At 72.7% G+C, this 22,068-nt stretch carries 20 protein-coding genes; 13 read left to right on the forward strand and 7 right to left on the reverse strand.

Annotation, left to right across the window (positions count from 1 at the left end; translation table 11 throughout):
- Positions 1-31 precede the first annotated feature (31 nt).
- Complete coding sequence (locus WMF31_RS18440; protein WP_020736650.1) at positions 32-187, forward strand: hypothetical protein; 156 nt, start codon at positions 32-34, stop codon at positions 185-187.
- Between the two features lie 127 nt (positions 188-314).
- Here WMF31_RS18440 and WMF31_RS18445 read toward each other — a convergent pair whose 3' ends face one another.
- Positions 315-833: a hypothetical protein gene (locus tag WMF31_RS18445; RefSeq protein WP_436603206.1), complete on the reverse strand. Its 519-nt coding sequence runs from the start codon at positions 831-833 to the stop codon at positions 315-317.
- Positions 834-1,135: 302 nt separating this feature from the next.
- Between WMF31_RS18445 and WMF31_RS18450 the strand changes: the two genes are divergently transcribed.
- Complete coding sequence (locus WMF31_RS18450; protein WP_436603207.1) at positions 1,136-1,264, forward strand: hypothetical protein; 129 nt, start codon at positions 1,136-1,138, stop codon at positions 1,262-1,264.
- Here the strand turns inward: WMF31_RS18450 and WMF31_RS18455 are convergent.
- Positions 1,261-2,754 carry a sulfatase gene (locus WMF31_RS18455; protein WP_436603208.1) on the reverse strand — a complete coding sequence of 498 codons (1,494 nt, stop codon included), beginning with the start codon at positions 2,752-2,754 and terminating at the stop codon, positions 1,261-1,263. The genes WMF31_RS18450 and WMF31_RS18455 overlap by 4 nt on opposite strands.
- Positions 2,755-2,831: 77 nt before the next feature.
- On the opposite strand from WMF31_RS18455, the gene WMF31_RS18460 reads away from it, so the two are divergent.
- On the forward strand, positions 2,832-3,941 hold the full coding sequence (locus tag WMF31_RS18460) for a hypothetical protein (RefSeq protein ID WP_436603209.1): 1,110 nt from the start codon (positions 2,832-2,834) through the stop codon (positions 3,939-3,941).
- Between the two features lie 22 nt (positions 3,942-3,963).
- Entirely contained in the window at positions 3,964-6,033 is a 2,070-nt protein-coding gene (locus tag WMF31_RS18465; RefSeq protein WP_436603210.1) for a hypothetical protein, read from the forward strand.
- A 71-nt stretch (positions 6,034-6,104) separates the two neighbouring features.
- Here the strand turns inward: WMF31_RS18465 and WMF31_RS18470 are convergent, their stop codons facing one another.
- Positions 6,105-8,078, reverse strand: a complete 1,974-nt coding sequence (locus tag WMF31_RS18470) for an aconitase family protein (protein WP_436603211.1) — start codon at positions 8,076-8,078, stop codon at positions 6,105-6,107.
- 486 nt (positions 8,079-8,564) lie between these two features.
- Here WMF31_RS18470 and WMF31_RS18475 point away from each other — a divergent pair, with 486 nt between their 5' ends.
- From WMF31_RS18475 to WMF31_RS18495, 5 genes are all read left to right on the forward strand, one after another.
- Complete coding sequence (locus tag WMF31_RS18475) at positions 8,565-8,924, forward strand: roadblock/LC7 domain-containing protein (RefSeq protein WP_129348210.1); 360 nt, start codon at positions 8,565-8,567, stop codon at positions 8,922-8,924.
- 20 nt (positions 8,925-8,944) lie between these two features.
- Entirely contained in the window at positions 8,945-9,388 is a 444-nt protein-coding gene (locus tag WMF31_RS18480) for a type II 3-dehydroquinate dehydratase (protein ID WP_436606574.1), read from the forward strand.
- A 60-nt stretch (positions 9,389-9,448) separates the two neighbouring features.
- A complete protein-coding gene (gene accB, locus WMF31_RS18485; protein WP_436603212.1) occupies positions 9,449-9,967 on the forward strand; it encodes an acetyl-CoA carboxylase biotin carboxyl carrier protein in 519 nt (172 codons plus the stop codon).
- 23 nt (positions 9,968-9,990) lie between these two features.
- Positions 9,991-11,337, forward strand: coding sequence for an acetyl-CoA carboxylase biotin carboxylase subunit (gene accC / locus WMF31_RS18490; RefSeq protein WP_436603213.1), 1,347 nt, complete (start codon positions 9,991-9,993; stop codon positions 11,335-11,337).
- Positions 11,338-11,668: 331 nt separating this feature from the next.
- The gene (locus WMF31_RS18495) at positions 11,669-15,514 is read left to right on the forward strand and encodes an FAD-dependent oxidoreductase (RefSeq protein WP_436603214.1); all 3,846 of its coding nucleotides are present in this window, start codon (positions 11,669-11,671) and stop codon (positions 15,512-15,514) included.
- Positions 15,515-15,604: 90 nt separating this feature from the next.
- On the opposite strand, the gene yhbY is transcribed toward WMF31_RS18495, so the two are convergent.
- Entirely contained in the window at positions 15,605-15,907 is a 303-nt protein-coding gene (yhbY, locus tag WMF31_RS18500) for a ribosome assembly RNA-binding protein YhbY (RefSeq protein WP_436603215.1), read from the reverse strand.
- Positions 15,908-16,441: 534 nt separating this feature from the next.
- Here yhbY and WMF31_RS18505 point away from each other — a divergent pair.
- The 3 genes from WMF31_RS18505 to meaB all read left to right on the forward strand — a co-directional run bounded on the left by WMF31_RS18505 (position 16,442) and on the right by meaB (position 18,712).
- Positions 16,442-17,188, forward strand: a complete 747-nt coding sequence (locus WMF31_RS18505; protein WP_436603216.1) for an arginyltransferase — start codon at positions 16,442-16,444, stop codon at positions 17,186-17,188.
- A 50-nt stretch (positions 17,189-17,238) separates the two neighbouring features.
- Positions 17,239-17,595, forward strand: coding sequence for a hypothetical protein (locus tag WMF31_RS18510; protein WP_436603217.1), 357 nt, complete (start codon positions 17,239-17,241; stop codon positions 17,593-17,595).
- Positions 17,596-17,656: 61 nt separating this feature from the next.
- Positions 17,657-18,712: a methylmalonyl Co-A mutase-associated GTPase MeaB gene (gene meaB / locus WMF31_RS18515; protein ID WP_436603218.1), complete on the forward strand. Its 1,056-nt coding sequence runs from the start codon at positions 17,657-17,659 to the stop codon at positions 18,710-18,712.
- A 151-nt stretch (positions 18,713-18,863) separates the two neighbouring features.
- On the opposite strand, the gene WMF31_RS18520 is transcribed toward meaB, so the two are convergent.
- From WMF31_RS18520 to WMF31_RS18530, 3 genes are all read right to left on the reverse strand, one after another.
- On the reverse strand, positions 18,864-19,157 hold the full coding sequence (locus WMF31_RS18520) for a hypothetical protein (RefSeq protein WP_436603219.1): 294 nt from the start codon (positions 19,155-19,157) through the stop codon (positions 18,864-18,866).
- Positions 19,158-19,228: 71 nt separating this feature from the next.
- Positions 19,229-19,945, reverse strand: coding sequence for an endonuclease III (nth, locus tag WMF31_RS18525; protein ID WP_436603220.1), 717 nt, complete (start codon positions 19,943-19,945; stop codon positions 19,229-19,231).
- 241 nt (positions 19,946-20,186) lie between these two features.
- Positions 20,187-21,245 carry a Fic family protein gene (locus WMF31_RS18530; RefSeq protein WP_436603221.1) on the reverse strand — a complete coding sequence of 353 codons (1,059 nt, stop codon included), beginning with the start codon at positions 21,243-21,245 and terminating at the stop codon, positions 20,187-20,189.
- On the opposite strand from WMF31_RS18530, the gene WMF31_RS18535 reads away from it, so the two are divergent.
- Positions 21,190-22,029: a hypothetical protein gene (locus WMF31_RS18535; RefSeq protein WP_436603222.1), complete on the forward strand. Its 840-nt coding sequence runs from the start codon at positions 21,190-21,192 to the stop codon at positions 22,027-22,029. The genes WMF31_RS18530 and WMF31_RS18535 overlap by 56 nt on opposite strands.
- Positions 22,030-22,068: the final 39 nt, after the last annotated feature.

Genomic DNA, 22,068 nt, shown 5'->3' on the forward strand with positions numbered 1-22,068 from the left:
GCTGCCGACGGCGAGCGCACCTGTGCGATCCATGACCGTGATGGCGGACGACGGCGCGCTGTATGTGCTGCCGCTGTGCGAGCGGATCGTGCTCGACGTGCTGGCCTACGAGGATGAGGGCCTGCTGGCGTTCATCCGCATCGACGGGGAGGTGGTGGCGGAGCTGCCCGTGCTCGGCCAGGCGTGACCGGGCGGGGCCCGAGGCGCGCTCCGGCGCGGCCTCCTCCAGCGCGCCGCCGCCAGCGCGCCGCCGCCGGCGGGCACGCCGCGCGGCCGGGCTGCGCTGGTGCGGCGCGCGGCCCGCCACGCCCCGCCTATCCGCGCGCGTGCCGTCTCACCCGCTCGGTGACGGGTTGATCCTCCACCTCCTCGTCTCCTTCAGACTCTCGCCCCGCGGCCTCGACCTCCTCGTCCTCCAGCAGATACGGCAGATCGCCTTCCTCGTCCTCGTGCGACATCATGACCTCGCTGAGGTCCTGGCCCCTCGTCGCGCCCTCGAGGAACTCCGCTCCCAGATCGCTCGCCAGATCGGCGGCGGCGTCGGCGGCGTCGGGGTTCACCTCGAACTCGATGCTGCCGGCGTCGTTCGGGTGGTGGTGGTAGCCCCGGACCTCGTCGTCGAGCGTCGGGATCACGTCGCTGAGCTCGCTGCGCGGGTTCACCTTGCCGCGAAGCGGCGGCGCCGCCTCGGCGTCCATCATGTCGGAGGTGAACGGCTCGTCGAGCTCGCCCGCGCGGGCCCGCCGCGCGGCGGCCTGCGGGGGCCGGGGTGGCCCTGCCTCCCTGCGCAGCCTTCCGGGCTGGTTGCGATCTTCTCGTTCCTGGCGATGCATCGGGCTCGTGCGCGGCGCGCGGGATGCCGGCGAATGTGCGGCGGTGCTCTGCCTGCCTCGGGTGCTTGAATTGCTCACGGCGGCCTCTCCATGCAGGGTCCGGTCCGCAGGTGAAGGGGGCGGATGCGCCGGGGGAGAGGTCGGCGCCGAAGGCGGAGCGCAGCGCCGGAGTTTCCGCCGGGCAGCTGCCCGCTGATCCGCCACGGCGAGGTGGGCCTTCACATGCCGCGGAAGGCGATCCGCGGCAGCTTCCGCGGCGACGCGGCAGACGAGGCGGCGCTCGTCCCGACCGAGTGCAGTTTGTGCCCACAGGACGGGGGGCGCGGCCGGCGTCGGCGAGGGCTCGCCTCGCGGGGCGCGCCGCGGGCGGCGTCGGCGAGGGCGACGCGGTCACGATGGCCGCCGCCGCGCCCGCTCCGCCGGCGCTCTAGCACTTCTTGTGCTTCTTCTTGCCCTTCAGCTTCGCCGTGTTCTTCGGGCACACGTCCTTGATGGCGGCGGAGCGCTCCTTGTAGAGCGCCTTCATCTCCTCGAAGACGGCCTTCTGCTCTCGCTTGAGGTCCTTCAGCTCCCCGGGATCCGCGACCACGTCGAAGAGGTCGAAGGCGTCGTCGTCGCCGTACGCGATGAGCTTGTAGCGCCCGTGGATGAGCGCCCTCCGCCGGTCGTTGTCGCTCGTGCGCGGCAGGTCGACGATGACGTCGCGCGGCTCGGGCTCCGCGCCGTAGAGCTCGGGTACGAGGCTCTTGCCCTGGAAGGACGGCTCGGGCGGGGCGCCCGTCAGCTCCAGGATCGTCGGGGCGAGATCGATCGAGCTGCGCGGCTCGTCGATCCGGCGCGGGGTGATGCCGGGCGCCTTGATCATCAGCGGCACGTGGACGAGCACGTCCCACACCTCGAAGCCGTGGCGGTACATCTTGTGCTCGCCGAACGCCTCGCCGTGGTCCGCGGTCACGATGATCGTCGTGTCCTTGCCCCACGGCTGCTGCGCGACGAAGTCGAGCAGCTTGCCGACGTGCATGTCGGTGAACTTGACCTCGCCGTCGTACTTGTCCCGGGCGCGCTTGCCGAACGGCTCGATCTCCTCGTGCGTCATGTACACGTCGTGCGGATCGAGGAAGTGGAAGTAGGCGAAGAAGGTGCCCGAAATGTTGGCCTTGTCGGAGAGCATCTTCATCGCGAGCTCGAGGTGCTTCGGGCTCGTGACGTTCCGGTCGGTCGTGTTGTCCGCCGAGAGCCCCGGCACGATCTCGTAGACGTCGAAGCCCTGCCGGAAGCCCGCCTTCTTGTCGAAGTAGAAGTGCGCGTGCGCGCTCATCGTCCGCACCCCGGCCTTCTGCAGGAGCTCCGGGAACATGAGGACGCTGTCCGGGTAGTTGCCGAAGAAGTAGCCGCTCCGATCGACCTCGCTCGGGTAGCGGCCGGCGAGGAAGCCGCCGACGCTCATCGAGGTGTACGACGAGACGGCGTAGTGGCGCGTGTAGCTGACGGCCTCCTTCTCGAACGCGGTCAGCGTGGGCGCGATGTCCCGCGCGTAGCCGTTCCACGGCATGTCCGCGCGCAGGCTGTCGATCGAGATCACGAGCACGTTCGTCTTCGCGGGGCGCCCGGCCGGCGCCGCCGCCGCGCTGCCCTCCGCGGCGGCGGCCGTGGCGGCCGGCGCGGCGCTCCCTTCGCCGCCTCCGGCCGGCGCGCCGCTCGCGGCGGGGGCTTGCGGCCGCGCCGCGGGCTCCGGCGTGCGCGGGGGCGGCGGCTGGCCGTCGCCCTCGCGTGAGCAGCCCGATCCGGCCCCGAAGGCCGCGAGCGCGAGCGCCGCGAGGAGCCGGCGAGCTCGACGTGAATGCCCCCCGAGCGGCGCGGAGGGCGCGGCGCGTGTTCCCCCGGGCTCCCGGTCATGCGTGCGTGAAGCGACCGTGTACATGGTCGCCGTCTTACTCCGAGTCGCGCCGCTCCGCCAAAGCCGCACACCGCGGCCGACTTCCGGTATGCTCTCCGTTCATGGCCCCGGGTCCTCGGAACCCTCCACCGCCGCCGCCTGCGGGCCGGTCGCGCCCCGCGGCGAGGCCCGGGGAGCCGACCGCGTCGGAGCGGCCGCGATCGCTCCCGCCCGACGCGCCGCGGCGCGTCGGTGAGCACGTCAGCCAGGCGCTCAAGGATCAAATCACCGAGATGGCGCTCGGCCTGCTCGAGGAGCAGATGCAGGCCCGCATCGTCCACTACAAGGCCGATCTCGAGACCAACCCCGAGCTCGACGCGGTCACCGCGCAGGTGGTCGCCCAGCTCAAGGTGATCCAGGCCTCCGCGGGCGCGGCCCCGCGCGGGACGAAGGACCTCGACGCCATCCAGAGCTCGCACGAGCGGATCCTCCGCGCGCTGCTCGAGCGGGTCATCCGCGAGGACGGCATCTCCCTGCTCGTGGAGCGGCGGCTCAAGAGGATCCACAGGAACCTCGCCCGCCTGTTCTTCCAGTCCGAGCTCCACGAGAAGACGCGGGGGCGCGACGGCGCGCCCAAGGTGATCCACCACGGCGAGCAGGCGCTCTTCTACGTGCTGACCCGCTACAAGAACCGGATCGAGGCCGAGCTCGGCGGGTTCGAGTTCGCGTCCGAGGAGGCGCGGCAGCAGTCGTTCGAGCTGCTCGCGAAGCTCACGAAGGACATGCAGGACGCCTTCCTGTCGCGCCGCTCGAGCGAGCTCCGGCGCATCGTCTCGGTGGTGCACGCGGTGCTCGTCGATTTCTTCAGCGTGCGGCTCGCCCCGCGGCTCGGCGAGGTGGCCGCGCGCGTCGTGCGGGACGCCCGCACGTTCGAGGGCAGGGCGTTCGCGTACAAGGTGACGAGCGACGCGTTCCTCCGCTTCCGCGCGGCGTTCGAGCGCCACCTGATGGTGCTGCTCGTCGGCTTCGCCGAGGACGAGCTGGTCGCGCAGCTCGCCGACACGGCGGGCGCCGAGCGGGACGAGACGATCCTCTTCATCACCGATCCGCACCTCTTCAGCATGATCTGCGGCGAGGTCTGCGAGGGGCTCTACGAGTTCCTCTGCAACGAGGGCTTTCTCGACCTGCCGCCCGACTGGCGCCGCGCCTCGACGGCGCCCTCCGACAGCTGAGCGAAGAGAGCCAAGGGACAAGATGAGACGGTACGATGTCGCGAGCGCGGGCTCAGGCCTGCTCCTCGCCCTCTCGCTGCTCGCCGGCTGCGCGCGCGGCCCCGACGTGGACGCCTCGGGGCTCGCGCTCCGGCGCGTGGTCATCTACAGGAACGGCGTCGCGTACTTCGAGCGCCGGGGCCTCATCGACGCCGACCAGGTGACCTTCCGGGTCCGCAAGGAGAAGGTCGGCGACTTCCTGGCGACGCTCGCGGTGATCGAGGCGGGCGGCAGCAGCGTCCGGAGCGCGTCGTTCCCGGTCGAGCTCGTCGACGAGGACGACGAGGCGCCCGGGGCGCCGCGGCCCGAGATGACGCAGGGGCCCGAGCCGCCGCGGGACCGGGGCGCGAAGAAGAAGGACGAGCTCGAGGACGTGAAGCTCACGCTCGACGGGCGAGAGCACGATCTCGTGGTCGGTTACGTGGCCGAGACACCGGTGTGGCGGCCCTCGTACCGCCTCGTGATCGGGGCGGCGGGGCGAGCGGGCGGCGAGCCGGGCGCGCGGGCGAAGCAGGCGCACCTCCAGGCGTGGGGCATCGTGCAGAACCTGTCGGGCGAGGACTGGAAGGGGGTGAAGCTCTCGCTCGTCGCGGGCGCGCCGCTCGCGTTCCAGGCGACGCTCGACCAGGCGGCGATCCCGCCGCGCCCCATCGTCAGCGATCAGGGCGAGGTGATCGTGTCCGTGCCGACCAGCGAGACGACGCTGGCCGCCGAGGCTGCGCCGCCGCCACCTCCCGCCCCACAGTCCGAGCCCGCGGCGCCGGCGGACGAGGGCGAGGGGTACGCGTACGCGTTCAATGAGGACGCGGACCGACCGGGCGGCAGCCACAGCGGGCGGGGCGCGGGCGCGCTCGACCTGGAGGCCAAGCGGCGGCGCCTGAAGGCGGGCGTCCCTGCGCGCGCGCCGGCCCCGGCCCCGGCGGCGCCGGCCGTCAAGCGGGCCGAGTCGCTCAAGCCATCGGCGATGCCCGCGGAAGCGGCGCCGATGAACCCGTCTCCGCCGCGCAACGTGAGCGCCCTCGCCGCGGTCGCGATGGAGGCGGGCACGACGCGCTACGACATCCCGTTCCCGGTCGACATCCCCGACAGGAGCGCGACGATGGTCCTGCTCCTCGCGAAGCAGGTGCCCGGCGAGTCGATCTTCCTGTTCGCGCCCGACGGCGGCGTGCCCGCGTCGAGCTCGCACCCGTTCCGCGTCGCGCGCTTCACGAACGACACGAAGGGCCTCCTGGAGCGCGGCCCCATCGCGGTCTTCGAGGACGGCGCGTTCCTCGGTCAGGGCATGGTCGAGCCGCTGCCCCCCGGGGCCACCACGACCGTGCCGTTCGCGCTGGAGCGGAGCCTCGCGGTCGACACGACGCGCGAGGAGAACGCGGAGGGCGCGCGCCTCGCGAAGATCGAGGGCGGGGCGCTCGAGATCGAGCGCGACTGGGTGACCCACACGAAGTACGCCGTGCGCAACGGCGGCGATCTCCCGGCGCGGACGCTCGTGAAGCACCCGCGCCTGCACGGGACGCGGCTGCACGGCCCCCCGAAGGGCACGGAGGACAACCTCGGCACGGGCAGCGCGCTCGTGCCGATCGACGTGCCGCGGCGGGGGACGGCGGTGCTCGACGTGGACGAGCGGCGGACCTTCCGCCAGCAGATCGACTGGCTGAGCCAGCTGGCCGACGACGCGGTGAAGGCCTACCTGAACGACCCGCGCGCCGACGCGGCCGTGGCGAGGCAGCTCGGGCAGGCCTGGGACGTCCGCGGCAAGCTGCGCCCCGCGCTCGACGAGCTCGACAAGCTGATCGCGGAGCGGCAGCACCTCGAGCAGCAGAGCCACGAGCTCCGGCAGAACCTCCGCGCCATCGAGAAGAACAGGACGGCCGACGCGCTCCGGCGCGACCTCACGGAGCGGCTCGCGAAGGCGTCCGCGCGCCTCGACGAGATCACGAAGCGCGTGATCGTCTTCGAGATGCAGATCAACGAGCAGCAGATCCGCTTCCGCGACCTCACGCGCGAGATCAAGCTCCTCGCCCCGCTCTCCCCCGTGCGCGCGGCGCCCTGATCCCGTTCGCTCCCGGTGGGGGAGGAGCCCGCGCCTCGCCGGGAGCTCGGCCCACCGGGAGCGCGGCCCCGCTATCGCGCCGGTTTGCTGGCGCCGGACGGCTGCCGCACCGTGCCCGCGTGCGTCCAGCTCCGCTCAAGGCCCGTCGCGAGCCAGGCCACCTCGACGCGCTCGCTCCCGAAGACCGCCGCGACGCGATCGCCCCACTGCGCGGGGGCGGGCAGCTCCACGCTCTTCTGCTCCTTGATGCTGCCCAGCGCGTCCGCGCCCACGAGGAACGTGGCGATCCCCTCGCTCGCGAACGCCGACACCGCCGTGCTCGGGACGAACGGCGCGACCACCGCGCGCACGGCCTGGAGATCGGTCGCCCGCTCCGCGACCGCCCGCACCTCGTCCAGCGTCGACAGCACGAGCGCGAGCCCGCCCGTCGTCTTTCCCTCGGCCGGCGCGGCCTGCGCCTTCTCGTCCTCGGCCGGCGCGGCCTGCGCCCCCTCGTCCGCGGCCGGCGCGGCCTGCGCCCTCTCGTCCGCGGCCGGCGCGATCTGCGCCTTCTCGTCGGCGGCCAGCGCGGCCGCCACGACCACGGCAGGGGCCTTGCGCGCGCGCGCGCCGATCGTCGCGCGCCCGTTCGGCTTGGGCACGCCGGCGAGCACGTCGAGCGTCAGCGGCCCCTTCCACGGCACCGCCGGGGGCGCCGCGGGCGGCTTCTTGGTGCTCACCTGCTCCCCCTTCTTGTCGCGGAGGATCAGCACGTCGTCGGTCGGCAGCGCCCGCGGCACGGTCACCCGCACCGGCCGCTTGAACGACCGCGGATCGCCGACGGCGCCCGTGGCCACGGCGTAGGCGAGCGTCTCGGCCGAGGCCACGACGAACGCCGGCGCGCCGGCGATGCGCGGCTCCGGATCCGCGGTGCGCAGCGAGACGCCGCCGGGCGGCGGCGGGTAGATCTCCGACGTCACGACGCGCCGATCCGGCTCGATGATGCGCGCGCCCGTCGCGACGAGATCGACGAGCGCGCCCGACTGCGCGAGCACCTCGAGCACCTGCCGCGACGGCGGCGCGACGAGCAGATCGAGCCGCGAGGGGACGCGCTTCGACTTGAGCAGCAGCGCGGCGGCCAGCATGTCGCGCAACGTCACGCCGGAGTCGCCCCCGAGCACGACCTGCGACACCGGCTTGCCGGCGAGATCGCGGACCGGCCGGACGACGCCCTCCTCGTCCATGAGCAGGGGGTCGACCGCGCCGAGGTCGATCGAGACGACCTCCTCGCAGGGCGCGCCCGGGTCCGGCACGAGCGCGCGGTGGGCCTTCGACCTGCGCTGATCGCGGAGGAAGACCTCGGTCTTCTCGTCGCTCACGAACAGCGCCGCCGCCGCGCCCACCTGCGGCGCGATGCCGCAGAGCACCGCGCGATCGCCCACCGAGAGGAGCCGCGCGCTCGGCCCGGCGAACTCGAGGATCACGGGCGCGTGGTGCTCACCCTCGATGCGCCGCACGATCTCGTCGAGGTTCCTGCGGAGCAGCTCGAGCGCGACGTCCCTCGCGCACACGAACGGCCGCACCTTGCCCGAGAGGTGGATCTGCACGCTCCTGGGCGGCCGCAGCCAGGCCGAGCCCGTCGCGAGCGCCTGCCCGAGCTGGCTCGGCGAGACGACGAGCGCCAGCATGCCGATGCCGCCGACCGTCGCGAGGCGCGGGTCGTCGGTGAGGGCCAGCCGCGCCGGCGCCGCGAAGCGCTCGAGGTGCACCGGCGCGGGGAAGCCGATGCCCGGCCGGGCGATCGGGATGTTGTAGGACGGGAACTCGGGCGACACCGAGTGCGGGCTCCCCTCGTCGATGTCCCGAAGAGAGCTCGCGTCGGCCACGCAGGTGCCGTCATAGGCGACGGCGACCTCGACCGGCGTCTTCTTCATGCCCGTGGCGATGGCCTCGGCCAGCGCGCGCGATGGCGCCCTGGAGAGGATCACCTGGTCGACCTTGACCTGGACCAGATCACCGCGCAGCTGCGGATCCGTCGCCCGCCCGGCGAGGATCTTCTGGGGCATCGTGCGGGGGGGATCCCCGGCTCGCGCACGCATAGATGTTGGGCCGTCCTTACTTTGTCTTGATGAGCTGGGGGGGGACGGCACGCGCCGCTCCCGGACCACGTTGACGCCGTCCCGCCGGCGAGACGCGTCGGCGGGGTCCGCCCCCGGACGCGCCGCGGGGCGAAAGAACGGCCGCACGTTAGCCGCTCGCCGGGACAAGGGTCAAGGCGTGCTTTGGAGCGGGCCCCCAGGGGCGGGAATCGCCCGGCTGGGACCAGGATGCAAGAGGCAAAGCGCCCTCTCCTTCAACCTCTCCTCAACCTCTCCGCGCCGCCGCCGGGCGGGCGGGGCGAGCCTTGCGCGCGCGTCACCGGCGCATCCGCCGGGCGGCGCGGGCGGCCGGGGACGCGCGCGCAAGGCTCGCCCCGCCCGGGTGGAGGCGCGGACCATCGAGCCGCGCTTGTTTGTTTTCCCGAACGTGCCGCGCTTGGGTAGTCTCGGCGCATGTTCCAGGCCCTGCTGAAGGAAGTCGTGGAGAACACCGAGGGCGGCATTGCGACCCTTCTCATGGATTTCGAGGGGATCGCGGTCGACAGCTACTCCAAGCCGGGCGCCGCGTTCGACATCACCACCATCGGCGCGGAGTTCAGCGTCGTGTTGAAGTCGATCCGGCGCGCCGCCGAGATGCTCGACGCGGGCAACGCCGCCGAGATCGCGATCCAGGCGGAGAAGGTGACGACGCTGATCCGCGTCGTGAACGATTCGTACTTCGTGGCCTTCTCGATGTCGCCCGACGCGAACATCGGCAAGGCGCGGTACCTGTTGCGCACCCGGGTCCCGGTGCTGCTGAAGGAGCTCTCCTGAGCGGCTTCCGCATCTCGGTCATCTCTGGCCCGAACCTCGATCGCCTGGGCAAGCGCGAGCCGGCGATCTACGGCACGGCCACGCTGGATGACATCCACCGCGCCGTCGAGGAGGCCGCTCAGGCCCACGGCGCCTCGGTGTCGTGCATGCAGTCGAACTGCGAAGGGGAGCTCGTGACCGCGATCAGCCACGCCGGCGATCGCGGCTTCCACGGCATCCTCCTCAACGCCGGCGCGTACACGCACACGTCGATCGCGCTCTACGACGCGATCCGCGCGAGCGCTCTCCCTACCGTCGAGGTGCACATCTCCAACCCGGACGGCCGCGAGCCGTTTCGTCGCCGCTCCCGCATCGCGCCGGCCTGCATGGCGCGCGTCGCGGGCTTCGGCCCGAGCTCCTACGTGCTGGCGCTCCTCGGGCTGCTCGGGCACCTGGAGAAGCAGCGCCTCGACGAAAGAGATTGAACATGCGCCGTCACTCTGGTTGAAAGGCGGCAAACATCGATGGCCGAACGTCCTTCTTCAATGAACATCAACCTCAAGCAGTTGCGTGTGCTGGTGCGCCTCCTGGAGAAGCGCAACGTGAGCGACTTCGAGTTCGAGGACGAGCACGTTCGCATTCGCCTCACGCGGGGCGGCGTCGCGCCCCAGGGCGTGGTGACACAGCTCGCGCCCGCCGCCCTCCACGTCCAGAGCGCGCCGGTCGCGCCGCCGGCCGCCGCGCCTGTGGCCGCGCCGGCGCCGGCGCCCGCGCCTGCGGCCGCGCCAGCGCCGGCGGCCGCCGCCGCGGCGAGCGACGAGGGGGCCACGTACGTCACCTCGCCGTTCGTCGGCACGTTCTACCGATCTCCGTCGCCTGACGCGCCCCCGTTCGTCGAGGTCGGCAGCGCGATCCGCGAGGGGCAGGCGCTCTGCATCATCGAGGCGATGAAGCTGATGAACGAGATCGAGGCGGACTGCACCGGCACCATCGTCGAGATCCTCGTCGACAACGGCAAGCCGGTCGAGTTCGGCCAGCGTCTCTTCAAGGTGCGGCGCAGCTAGCGCTGCCCGGGGGCAAGGGTGCCGTGTTCCAGAAGATCCTGATCGCCAACCGCGGCGAGATCGCGATGCGTGTCATCCGGGCTTGCCGCCTGCTCGGCATCCGCTCGGTCGCGATCCACTCCGAGGCGGACGCGGCGGCGCTGCACGTCCGGTTCGCCGACGAGGCCGTGTGCGTCGGCCCGGCCGACGCGTCGAAGAGCTACCTCAACATCCCGCAGATCATCGCGGCCGCCGAGGTCACGGGCGCCGACGCGATCCACCCCGGCTACGGGTTCCTCTCGGAGAACGCGAAGTTCGCCGAGCTCTGCAAGAAGTGCCGGCTCACCTTCATCGGGCCGAGCGCGGAGGCGATGCGGACGTGGGGCGACAAGGTCTCCGCGCGCGCGGTCGCGAAGCGCTTCGGCATCCCGCTCCTGAGCGGCACCGACGTGCTGAAGAGCGCGGCCGACGCGGCCGAGCAGGCCGAGCGGGTCGGCTACCCGGTGATCATGAAGGCCTCCGGCGGCGGCGGCGGCAGGGGCATGCGCATCGTCCGCCACGCCGGCGAGGTGCAGCGCTCGTTCGACCTCGCGACGCAGGAGGCGATGAGCGGCTTCAAGAACCCGGACGTCTACCTCGAGCGCTACGTCGAGTCGCCGCGCCACATCGAGTTCCAGGTGCTCGCCGATCAGCACGGCGGCGTGTGGACGCTCGGCGAGCGCGAGTGCTCGCTCCAGCGCCGGCACCAGAAGGTGATGGAGGAGTCGCCCAGCCCGGCGATGGACAACGAGAAGCGCGCCAGGATGGGCGAGATCATCCGGAGCGCGATCCTCGAGACCGGCTACACGGGCCTGGGCACGCTCGAGTTCCTGATGGACGAGCGCGGCGAGCTCTACTTCATGGAGATGAACACGCGGGTCCAGGTCGAGCACCCGGTCACCGAGATGGTCACCGGCGTCGATCTGGTCGCGCAGCAGATCCTCGCCGCCGCGGGCGAGCGCATCTCGCTCCCCGACACGCGGCCCTGGAGCTTCCGCGGCCACGCCATCGAGTGCCGCGTCAACGCCGAGGATCCGCGCACGTTCGCGCCGTGGCCGGGGCTCATCACGGAGTATCACTCTCCCGGCGGCGTCGGCGTCCGCGTCGACTCCGGCGTGTACGGGGGCTTCCGGGTGCCGAGCTCGTACGACTCGCTCGTCGCCAAGGTGATCGCGCACGGCGCGAACCGGGCCGAGGCGATCGCCCGGCTGCGGTGCGCGCTCGACGAGTTCATCATCGGCGGCATCCGCACGAACATCCCGCTGCACCAGGCGCTGCTGCGGGATCCCGACGTCATCGCCGGCAACATCTCCACCCACACGATCGAGCGCGTGGTCTCGCAGGGCTTCTGACCGCGACGCTCCGGCCGCCGCCTCGCCCGGGCCGCCGTCCTCGCGGCCCGGTGAGCGTCCGCCGGCCGACGCGCCGAAGGCCGCGACAGGCGCGCCGTGCGCCGCTCCTCCAGCCGACCGACAGGGGGGCCGCGATCGAGTCGCTCACCTCCGGGGCTCGCGTCCCGGCGGGCCTCGTTTGTTGCTCGCCCGCACTTCAGTTCCTCCGGTGAGCACCCTAAGTGCAGCATCATCCCCGAAGGGCAGGTCGGGCGGACCGCCCGGTGCTATCTTGCAGTGTTCCGCCGTTCGGGTGAGCGAACCCCTTGAAATGAAAGCATTTGCCGCGGGTATGGAAGCGAACGCTGAAGTGCAGGCTGACTTCTCTTCGTGGGTCCAGGCGACCTCCGATGTTTCCGAGCTCGAGCTCGGCGTCCCTGGTTTCGGTTATGCCGATCTCTTCGAGCCTGCGAAGCTCGCCGAGCTGACGGAGCGCTTCGACGAGTACTTCCGCGCGTCGAACGAGGACGCTCACGCGCGCTTCGACGCGTACCGGGCCGCCGTGCGGGCCGAGCGGGCGCTCTCCTCCGGGGCACCGGGCGCCGCGCGCGAGGCCGCGGACCGGCCCGCGCTCACCCCCGAGCAGATCTCCGAGGCGCTCCTCGCGGCGGCGCCTTACGTCGCGCGCTTCGTGGCCTCGCTGTTCCGCGTCGAGCGGGAGGCGCAGGCGCTCGTCGAGGCGGCCCTCTCGCGCAGCGTGCTCTGGGACTTCAAGCGCGAGTTCTCGAAGAAGCGGCTGTTCAAGCCGAGCGCCGGCAAGTCGTGGCAGGGCACGCCCGTCGAGGCGGCGCACGCGGCGCGGCGTGCGCTCGCGGCCGTGGGCGCGCCGACGGGCGCGCTCGACGGCGGCACCGACGCGGAGGAGCTCGCGGTCGCGCGCGCCGTGCTCGCGCTGATCGAGGTCGACGAGGTCGCGCGCAAGGCCGCGAAGGCCGGCGGCGCGCGGTGGACGGACGAGCTCCGCGCGCGCGCGGCGAAGGTCCGCGCCGCGCTGCTGGAGGACGCGGCGCTCGCGGAGCGCGCGGCGCAGGCGGCGGCGGTCGGGGGCGCGGCGCCCTCGGAGGCCGGGGACGCGGCGGTCGTCGCGCTCGCCCTCGACGCCGTCGAGGCGTGGCTCGCGGCGCGGCGCGGCGACGAACACGATCCGGCGCGGCGCTGGCCGACGCTGAAGGCGCCGCGCGCGCTCGACCATCAGGAGCTCGTGCAGATCCGCCGCAAGGGCCTGAACGGCGGCGCGAGCTCGGCCGAGCTCCTCGTCGGTCCGGAGCACGAGCGCCGGGACCGCGACGGCTTCACGCTGACCGATCGGCGCGCCGGCGCCCGCGAGGTCGAGGGCCAGGTCGACTACTGCCTGCTCTGCCACGACCGCGACAAGGACTCGTGCTCGAAGGGCCTGCGCGACAAGACCGGGGCGATCAAGGCGAACCCGCTCGGCGTCGAGCTGCGCGGTTGCCCGCTCAACGAGAAGATCAGCGAGATGCACTCCATGCGGGCGCGGGGCGACGCGCTCGCCGCGCTCGCGCTCGTCTGCATCGACAACCCGATGGCGCCGGGCACCGGGCACCGCATCTGCAACGACTGCATGAAGGCGTGCGTCTTCCAGAAGCAGGATCCGGTCGACATCCCGCAGGTCGAGACGGCGGTGCTCACGGACGTGCTCTCGCTCCCGTGGGGCCTCGAGATCTACGGGCTGCTCACGCGGTGGAACCCGCTCGACGTGCTCCGGCCGCACGCGCTGCCGTACAACGGCAAGAACGTGCTGGTCGTCGGCCTCGGCCCGGCCGGCTACACCCTGTCGCACCACCTCACGCGCGAGGGCTTCGCGTGCGCGGCGATCGACGGGCTGAAGATCGAGCCCCTGCCGGTCGAGCTCACGGGCGACGAGGCGCGCCCGCCGCGGCCGATCAAGGATTTCAAGAAGCTCTACACCGAGCTCGACGAGCGCGTCCTGCTCGGCTTCGGCGGCGTGAGCGAGTACGGGATCACGGTGCGGTGGGATAAGAACTTCCTCACCGTCCTCTACATCACGCTCGCACGGCAGCGGCTGCTCCGGATCTACGGGGGCGTGCGGTTCGGCGGGACGATCGACCTGGAGGACGCCTTCCGGCTCGGCTTCCACCACGTCGCGATCGCGGCGGGCGCGGGGCGGCCGACGATCATCCCGCTCAAGAACAACCTCGCGCGCGGCATCCGCAAGGCCTCGGACTTCCTGATGGCGCTCCAGCTGACCGGCGCCTACAAGCGCTCGGCGCTCGCGAACCTGCAGGTGCGCCTGCCGGCGGTGGTGATCGGCGGCGGCCTGACGGCGATCGACACCGCGACCGAGCTCGCCGCGTACTACGTCGTGCAGGTCGAGAAGACGGCCGACCGGCTCGACGCGCTCATCGCCGAGCGCGGCGAGGCGTCCGTGCTCGCGATGTTCGACGAGGAGGAGCGGGAGTTCCTCGCGGAGCAGCGGCGCCACGCCGAGGAGATCCGCGACGAGCGCGCGCGCGCCGCGCGCGAGGGGCGGCCGCCGCGGTTCCAGCCGCTCATCGACGCGTGGGGCGGCGTCTCGCTGGTGTACCGCAAGCGGCTCATCGACTCGCCGGCCTACCGCCTGAACCACGAGGAGGTCGCCAAGTCGCTCGAGGAGGGGATCCGCTACATCGAGAACCTCGCCCCGGTCGAGGCGGTGCTCGACGAGCGCGGGGCGGTGGCGTCGCTCGTGTTCGAGCGCCAGGAGCTCGTGGACGGCAAGTGGCGGAGCGCGGGCGAGACGGTCACGATCCCGGCCCGCACCGTGTGCGTGGCGGCCGGGACGAGCCCCAACGTCACGTACGAGAAGGAGCGGCCCGGGTCGTTTGCGTTCGACAAGTGGCGGCAGTTCTTCCAGCCGCACCGCGCGTACGTCGGCGAGGACGGCGCGCTCAAGGTCGAGCCGGCCTACCCGAGGGAGGGCTTCTTCACGAGCTACAACGACGGCGAGCACGCCGTGAGCTTCTACGGCGACAACCACCCGCACTACGCGGGGAGCGTCGTGCGGGCGATGGCGAGCGCCAAGGACGCGTACCCCCACGTCGTCGCGCTCTTCCGGCGCGACCTCGCGCGGCTCGGCGAGGAGCCGCAGGCGGCGCGCGACGCGCGGAGGCGCGACCTGTTCGCCCGCCTCGACCACGACTTCGTCGCGGTGGTCGAGCGGGTCGTGCGGCTGACGCCGACCATCGTCGAGGTGGTCGTGTGCGCGCCCGCGGCGGCGCGGAAGTTCGAGCCCGGGCAGTTCTATCGCCTGCAGAACTACGAGGTGCGCTCGCCGGTGGTCCGGGGGACGCGGCTCGCGATGGAGGGGCTCGCGCTCACCGGCGCGTGGGTCGACAAGGAGAAGGGGCTGCTCTCGCTCATCGCGCTCGAGATGGGCGCGTCGTCCCGGCTGCTCGCGGCCCTGCGCCCGGGCGAGCAGGTCGTCGTGATGGGGCCGACCGGGACGCCCACGGAGATCCCCGAGGGAGAGACCGTGCTGCTCGCGGGCGGCGGGCTCGGCAACGCCGTGCTGTTCTCGATCGCGAAGGCGCTCAAGGCGCGCGGCGCCCGCGTGATTTACTTCGCCGGCTACCGGCGGGGCGAGGATCTCTTCAAGCAGGACGACATCGAGGTGGCCACCGATCAGGTCATCTGGTGCACGGACGGCGGCGCGGAGATCGCCCCGCGGCGGCCCACGGATCGCCATTTCCGCGGCAACATCGTCGAGGCGATGAAGGCGTACGCGGAGCGCCGGATCGGCGGCGAGCTGGCGTGCCTCTCCGAGGTCCGGCGCATCATCGCCATCGGCTCGGACAAGATGATGAACGCCGTGCGCGAGGCGCGGCACGGCGCGCTCGCGCCCCACCTCGATCCGAAGCACGTGGGCATCGCCAGCATCAACTCGCCGATGCAGTGCATGTTGAAGGAGGTCTGCGCGCAGTGCCTCCAGCGGCACGTCGATCCGGAGACCGGCAAGGAGACGCTGATCTTCTCGTGCTTCAACCAGGATCAGCCGATCGATCACGTCGACTTCAAGAACCTCGCCGCGCGGCTCCGGGCCAACACGGTGCAGGAGAAGCTGTCGAACGCCTGGCTCGATCAGCTGCTCTCGGAGCGCCCCGCGCTGCGGCACGTGTGACCGCGGCCCCCGGGTGGCCCGGCGATCCGGGGCGCGCCCGAGGCCGGCTCCCGCCGCGCGGGCGTGCCGCGCGGCCGGGGGCGATCGCCGTCAGTTGCCCTGCGGCAGCTTGATCTTCGGCTCCTTCGGGTGCCGCCGGTACAGCAGGATCGTGCGGCCGAGGAGCTGCGCGACCCCGGCGTTGAGCCGCTCGGCGAGGGTGTCGGCGACGTCGCTCTGGTCGTCGGGGCACTCGGTGCCCAGGCGGATCTTCACGAGCTCGTGCTGCTCCAGCGCCGCGTCGACGGCCGCGACGACGCCGTCGGTCAGGCCGGCCTTGCCGAGCTGCACGATCGGGTCGAGGTGATGCCCCAGCGCCCGGAGGTGGCGGCGCTGCTTTCCTGTGAGGTCCAAAACATCCGGCCTTTCTTGAGGTGCTCGCGCCGGGCGGGACCCTCCCGGGACCGCCGCTCCGCGGGCGCGCGCGCGGCGTCATACCGGCCCGCGGGCACGAGGGAAAGGGGGGACGCGCGCGAGCGCCCGGGTGGTGCGGCCCTTTGGGGGCTCACCTCCGGGGCTTGCGTTCCGGCGAGCCCCTTTTGTGGCTCGCCTGCACTTCAGCCGTTCCGGTGAGCCCCCAAAGGGCCGCACCACCAGCGCCCGCACGGGCTGCGGGGGACGCGGTCGCGAGTCACGTGTGCCGATGTATGTGTATGTGCGCAAAAAGGGCGAAGCAGGAGCGCGTAGAGGGCTGGAACGGACGGACGAAGGGTGCAGGGGACACCGGCGCTACGCGCGGCGGCGGTCGCGCCCGGGGTTTTGCTTGACGTGGCCGCACAAACCGCCTCCCCTGGCTCTGGCGGCCAGCGTCTCGATGAGGCTTCGAGCGCTCGGATCAGCGGCGACATGGGGTCATCGGGCGAGCGAGAGGCGGCATCGGGGCATGACGTGGAGCGCCCTCGGCGCGACGAGGTAGCGGTTCCGCTCGAGCTCACGGTCCACGACGAGGTGAGCCCCTGCCCGTACCTCCCCGAGGCCGAGGCGCGGATGCCGCTCCGGGTGCCGATCCGGCCCCTCACGCGCGCGGAGTTCGACCGCAGGCTGGCCGCTGGCAACCGCCGCCACGGCAAGCTGCTCTACCGCACCGAGTGCCCCTCGTGCCGCGCCTGCGAGCCGATCCGGATCGTCGTGCGCGACTTCGTCCCCGGGCGCACGCAGCGCCGGGTGCTGCGCCGCGGTGAGCAGGTGATCGACGTCGAGATCGGCCCGCCCACGATCACGCGGCAGAAGATCGCGCTGTACAACCTGCACAAGCACGGCCGGGGGCTGATGCGCGACGATGGCCCCCTCGGCGCCGCCGGCTACGAGGCGTTCCTCGTGGACAGCTGCTGCGAGACGTTCGAGATGCGCTACCACATCGGAGGGCGCCTCGTCGGGGTCGCGATCGTCGACCGCGGGCAGGACTCGCTGTCGGCGGTCTACTCCTTCTACGACCCCGAGCTCGAGCCGCTGAGCCCGGGGGTCTTCTCGATCCTGAAGCAGGTGGAGCTCTGCCGCACCTGGGGCCTGCGTTACCTCTACCTCGGCCTGTACGTCGAGAAATGCTCGCCGCTGGTCTACAAGGCGCGGTACCTGCCGCACGAGCGGCTCATCGACGGCCGGTGGCAGCGCTTCGACCGGCCCGCGCCCCCCTGACGGAAGCTCGCCGCTGGATTTCGCGGGCGCGACGTTCCAGAACGTGCGCCATGTGGAATCGCGCCTTCGCCGTCACCGCTTGCATCACGCTCTCTGCCCTGCTCGCCGTCGCGTGCGGCGAGACGCGGCCGATGGTGGACCGAGGAGAGGCCGGGGGGGGTGCCTCGCCGACCGACGGGCACGGCGGGGCCGGCGGCGCGGAGGCCGGTGAGGGCGGGGCCGGCGGCGCGGAGGCCGGTGAGGGCGGGGCCGGCGGCGCGGAGGCCGGTGAGGGCGGGGCCGGCGGCGCGGAGGCCGGTGAGGGCGGGGCCGGCGGTGCGGAGGCCGGCGAGGGCGGGGCCGGCGGTGCGGAGGCCGGCGAGGGGGGCCAGGCTGGAGACGGCACGGCCGGCGGCGGGGCGAGGTAGGGAGGGGCCAGAGCGCGCGCGCCCGGTTGTGTCCTCGGTTCGCCGCGCGTAGACCGCTCGGGTGCATCCGCTCGCAGAGAAGGTCCTCGCACGCGACACGCGCGCGACGGCGCGGGCCTTGAGGCTCGTCGACGATCGCGCAGGCGACCACGTCGCGATCCTGAAGGATCTCTTCCCCCATACCGGCCGCGCCTGGGTCGTCGGCGTTACGGGCAACCCCGGCGCGGGCAAGAGCACGCTCACCGACCGGCTGATCGGCGCGTTCCGGCAGCAGGGGCGCCGGGTCGCCGTGGTCGCGATCGATCCGACGAGCCCGTTCACCGGCGGCGCCATCCTCGGCGACCGCATCCGCATGCAGGCCCATTTCGGCGATCCCGATGTGTTCATCCGGTCGCTGGCGACCCGCGGCGCGCTCGGAGGGCTATCGCGCTCGGCCGCGGACGTCGCGCGGGTGCTCGACGCGTGGGGCGCGGACGTCGTGCTGGTCGAGACCGTCGGGGTCGGGCAGGACGAGCTGGAGATCACGCGGATGGCGCACACCACCCTGGTCGTGGCGGCGCCGGGGATGGGCGACGAGGTGCAGGCGATCAAGGCCGGCATCCTGGAGTGCGCCGACGTCTTCGCCGTGAACAAGGCCGACAGGGACGGGGCCGACGCGGCGGTGCGCGACCTGGAGCTGATGATCGCCCTCGGCGGCGAGGTGGCGAGGGCCACCGGGCCGGCGCGCGGGCACAGCGCGGCGGCGCTCCACGCCCGCGCGGCGCAGCCGGCGGCTCCGGGCGGCGCGCCGCCCGAGGGGCCATGGGGGCCCGCGATCGTGCGGACCGTGGCCACGCGCAACGAGGGCGTGGCGGCGCTCGTGGCGAGGCTGGAGGCGCACCGGGCGTGGCTGTTCGGGACCGAGGCCGGCGCGGCGCGCCGGGAAGAGCGCCTCCGCGAGGCGATGCACGTGCAGCTCCGCGACGCGCTCACCGACGCCGCGGTCGCCGCGCTCGGGCCCGCGCTCGACGCGGCGGTGCGCGCCGTCGCGCGGCGAGAGATCGACCCCTACACGGCGTCGGAGCAGCTCGTCGAGGCGTTCCGTGCCGGCGCCGTCGCGCCGGGCACCGGGGCCTGAGCCGTCCGTCGGCGGCCCGTACCGGAGAGGCGCCGTCCGCGGGGCTCTGGCGCGGCCCGAGCCGCCGCTCGCGCTCGCCGGAGATCGGGCGGCCTTCTCGCTGGCGCGCTCCGGGCTCGGCCCGCTTGCGACGCCCGCCCGCCGCGCCTGGTCAATCGATGCACCGATCCAGGGCGTCTCTCTCGGGTTTGCAGGACGTCTCCCACTTGTAGTCGCGGCAGATCGCCGTGTCGTCCTCGCAGGCGAGGAGCGCGTCGTACCGGTGGGCGCAGCCGCGGTAGTCCGCATCTGCGTACCTGCGATCGTACCGATCGAGGCACTCCTCGAACTCACGGTCGTTGCACCCCTCGCAGTCGCACTTGTAGTCGCAGAGATCCTTCTCGATGGGGCTGCACGCGGCGGTGAGGAGGCAGGCGAGGGCGAGGGGCAGGTGAAGGGCCTTCATGGACTCATGGTACCCCGCGTCCTCGGCGCCGGGGCAACCAGCGCGCCGGACGGGGGCGGGCGCCGGCCGGCCTATCTCGCGCGTGTGCGCTCGACTCCCACCTTGCGCAGAGGGGCAGTCGCCTCCTGCTGCGCATCGTGGCGGCGCGGGCGCGGGGGCTTTCTCCCCACGTGCTCCGCGCGGAACGCGACCGGGCACACGTCGTTGATGCCGCAGGCTCCGCACGCGGGCTTCCTCGCGAAGCAGAGCCGGCGGCCGTGGAAGATCAGCGTGTGGGACAGCATATCCCAGTCGCGCTGCGGGAAGAGGGCCACGAGATCGCGCTCGATCTGCTCGGGCTTGTCGCTCCTCGTCCACCCGAGACGCTGCGACAGGCGCTGCACGTGGGTATCGACCACGACGCCCTCCGGCGCTCCGAACGCGACGCCGAGCACGACATTCGCTGTCTTGCGCCCGACGCCTGGCAGCTTCACCAGCTCGGCGAGCGAGCGCGGCACCTCGCCGCCGTGCCTCTCGAGGAGGCCCCGAGCGAGGCCCACGATGTTCCGGGCCTTCTGGTTGAACATGCCCATCCCGAGCCGCCTGAGGAGCGCGCCCACCTCGGCGGGATCCGCGCCGGCGAGCGCCCGCGCGTCGGGATAGGAGGCGAACAGGTGGGGCGTCACCTTGTTGACCAGGACGTCCGTGGTCTGGGCGCTGAGCACCGTCGCGACGAGCAGCTCGAAGGGCGACCGGTGATCGAGCTCGCAGTGCGCGTCCGCGTGCAGCGTGCGGAGCCGGGCGAACACGGCCTGGGGCGATGCCTCGGGCCGCGCGCCAGCCGGCGCGGGGCGGGCGCCCGCCGCGGGCGCCGCCGGCTTCCCGGCCTTCGGAGCGTGGGCCGAGGCCGCGGGGGCCGCGGGCGCCGCCGGCTTCCTGGCCTTCGGAGCGCGGGCCGAGGCCGCGGGGGCCGCCGGCGTCCGAGGCTTCGGCTTCGGGGCGCGGGCCGCCCCGGCCGCCGCCGGCTTCCGGGCGCCGCGCTCCGCTGTCTCAGCTGACGAAGGCGCGTTTCCGCGTCTCATGCTCATCGAGGAGCTTCTCGACGCTCGCGAGGGCGTTCTCCACCGACTCCTGCACCATCTGGAGCACGGTCGTCGCCGAGCCCTTCAGCGCCTCGTAATAGCGCTGCCGCTCGGTCGAGTGGATGATCGACGGGGGCAGACCGCTGCGGAGCAGCAGCATGTTCATGAACAGCCTCGCGACCTTGCCGCTGTCGTTCGGGAACGGGTAGACCCGGAGCAGATCGTAGTGCGCGCGCGCCGCGATCCGGATGCCGTTCCGCGTCTTCCGTGTCTCGGGATCGTTCAGCCAATCGATGATCTGCCGCATCTTGTAGGCGATCTTGTCCGGCGGCGCGTACTCGTGGAAGTACAGCCGGTGCTGGGGGATGTCCTTTCGGTATTTCACCGTCTTGAGATCCCCCTCCTCCGGATGGAGGATCAGGTAGAGCTTCTTCACGCAGTCGACGGTGATCGGCGCGCGCTTGTTCTCTCCCTGCTCACGCACATACGCGATGGCCTCCTTGTGACGCCGGATGTCATCGTAGGTCGGCTGAAGGCTGGAGTCCGCGACGAGCGGGGCCGGGCCGGTGAGCGCCGCGCGCAGCTCTTCGAACGTGTACACCACGCCTTCGAGCGCGCTGTCGTGGTAAATCCACGACATATCGAGGCTGTCGACGTAGCGCCGCCGGAACTCCTCCGTCTGCGCGTTCAGCCGCTGCTCGATGATCGCGCTGCGCTCCTCGATGGTGGCCCGCCGCGGCGGGGGCAGCATCGGGAGGGGCAGCGTGACCACGCGCGGCGTCTCCCGGAGCGGGGTGCGCCGGCGCTCGATCGACGCCCCGGCGCCCTTCGCCTTGCCGGCGCCCGGCCGCACGAGCTTCTTCTCGGCAACGGGCCTGTCGCTCGCGCGCTGCGGCTTGTCGCTCGTCCGGCGCGGGCGCTCGGCCTCGAGCGGCGCTTCCTGCTCCGCGCTCCTGAGCTTCAGCTTCTCCTTGAGCTTCGGCTGCTCCTCGGAGCGCAGCTTCTTCCGGAGCTTCCTCGGCTCCACCGCCGGCGCCGCGAGCGCCCGTTCGGAGCGCGCCGCGACCTTCCTCCTGACCGCCTTCGGCTTCGCGGCCTTGCCCCGCGCGAGCCTGGTCTTCGTGGCCTTCGTGCTCCGCGCCCGTCCGGCGGCGACCCTGGTCTTGGCCGCCCTCGGCTTCGCGACCCGGGCCCGCGTCGTCCTGGCCTTCGTGGCCCTGGCCTTCGTGGCCTTGGCCTTCGTGGCCTTGGCCTTCACCGCCCGCGCCTTGACCTTCGCGACCTTGCTCTTCGCCCTGGCCTTGGCGGTCCTGAGCTTGGCCGCGCTGCGCGTCGACTTCGCCTTCGTCCGGGCGGCGGCGGTCTTCCTCGCCTTGGTCGCGCTGGCCCGCTTCGCGGCGGCGCGCGTCGTCTTCTTCGCCTTCTTGGCCGCCGGCTTCTTCCTGGCGCTCGCGCGGGTCGTCGTCCGGGCCGGCGTGCGCGTCGTCTTGCGCCGCGCCGGGGTCGCCGCCTTGCGGGCCGTCGCCCGCTTGGTCGTGGTCTTCCGGCGCTTTGCGGCCTTGGCTGCGGAGGTGCGTCGGGCAGCAGGACGAGAGGCCGCAGCCTTGCGCTTCGGCTTGCGCGCGGCCGGGCGGGCGGCAGGTTTCGCCTTCCGCGTCCGCGCCGTCGACGCCGCTCGCCTCGAGCTCGCCGCGCTGGCCTTGGTCGCTCTCTTCCGGTCTTTTTTCGCGGTTTTTCGGGTCTTCTTTGCCGCCATGGGCGTGCTTTCACACAATCGCTCAGGCTGCCCGCTGCCACCTGCGGCGAGCTAACATACGATCGAAGGGGGCCTAATGGCCGAATGCCGGCCA

It is taken from the genome of Sorangium sp. So ce1036, from assembly GCF_051369805.1.
In the GTDB taxonomy this organism is placed as follows: domain Bacteria; phylum Myxococcota_A; class Polyangia; order Polyangiales; family Polyangiaceae; genus Sorangium; species Sorangium cellulosum_F.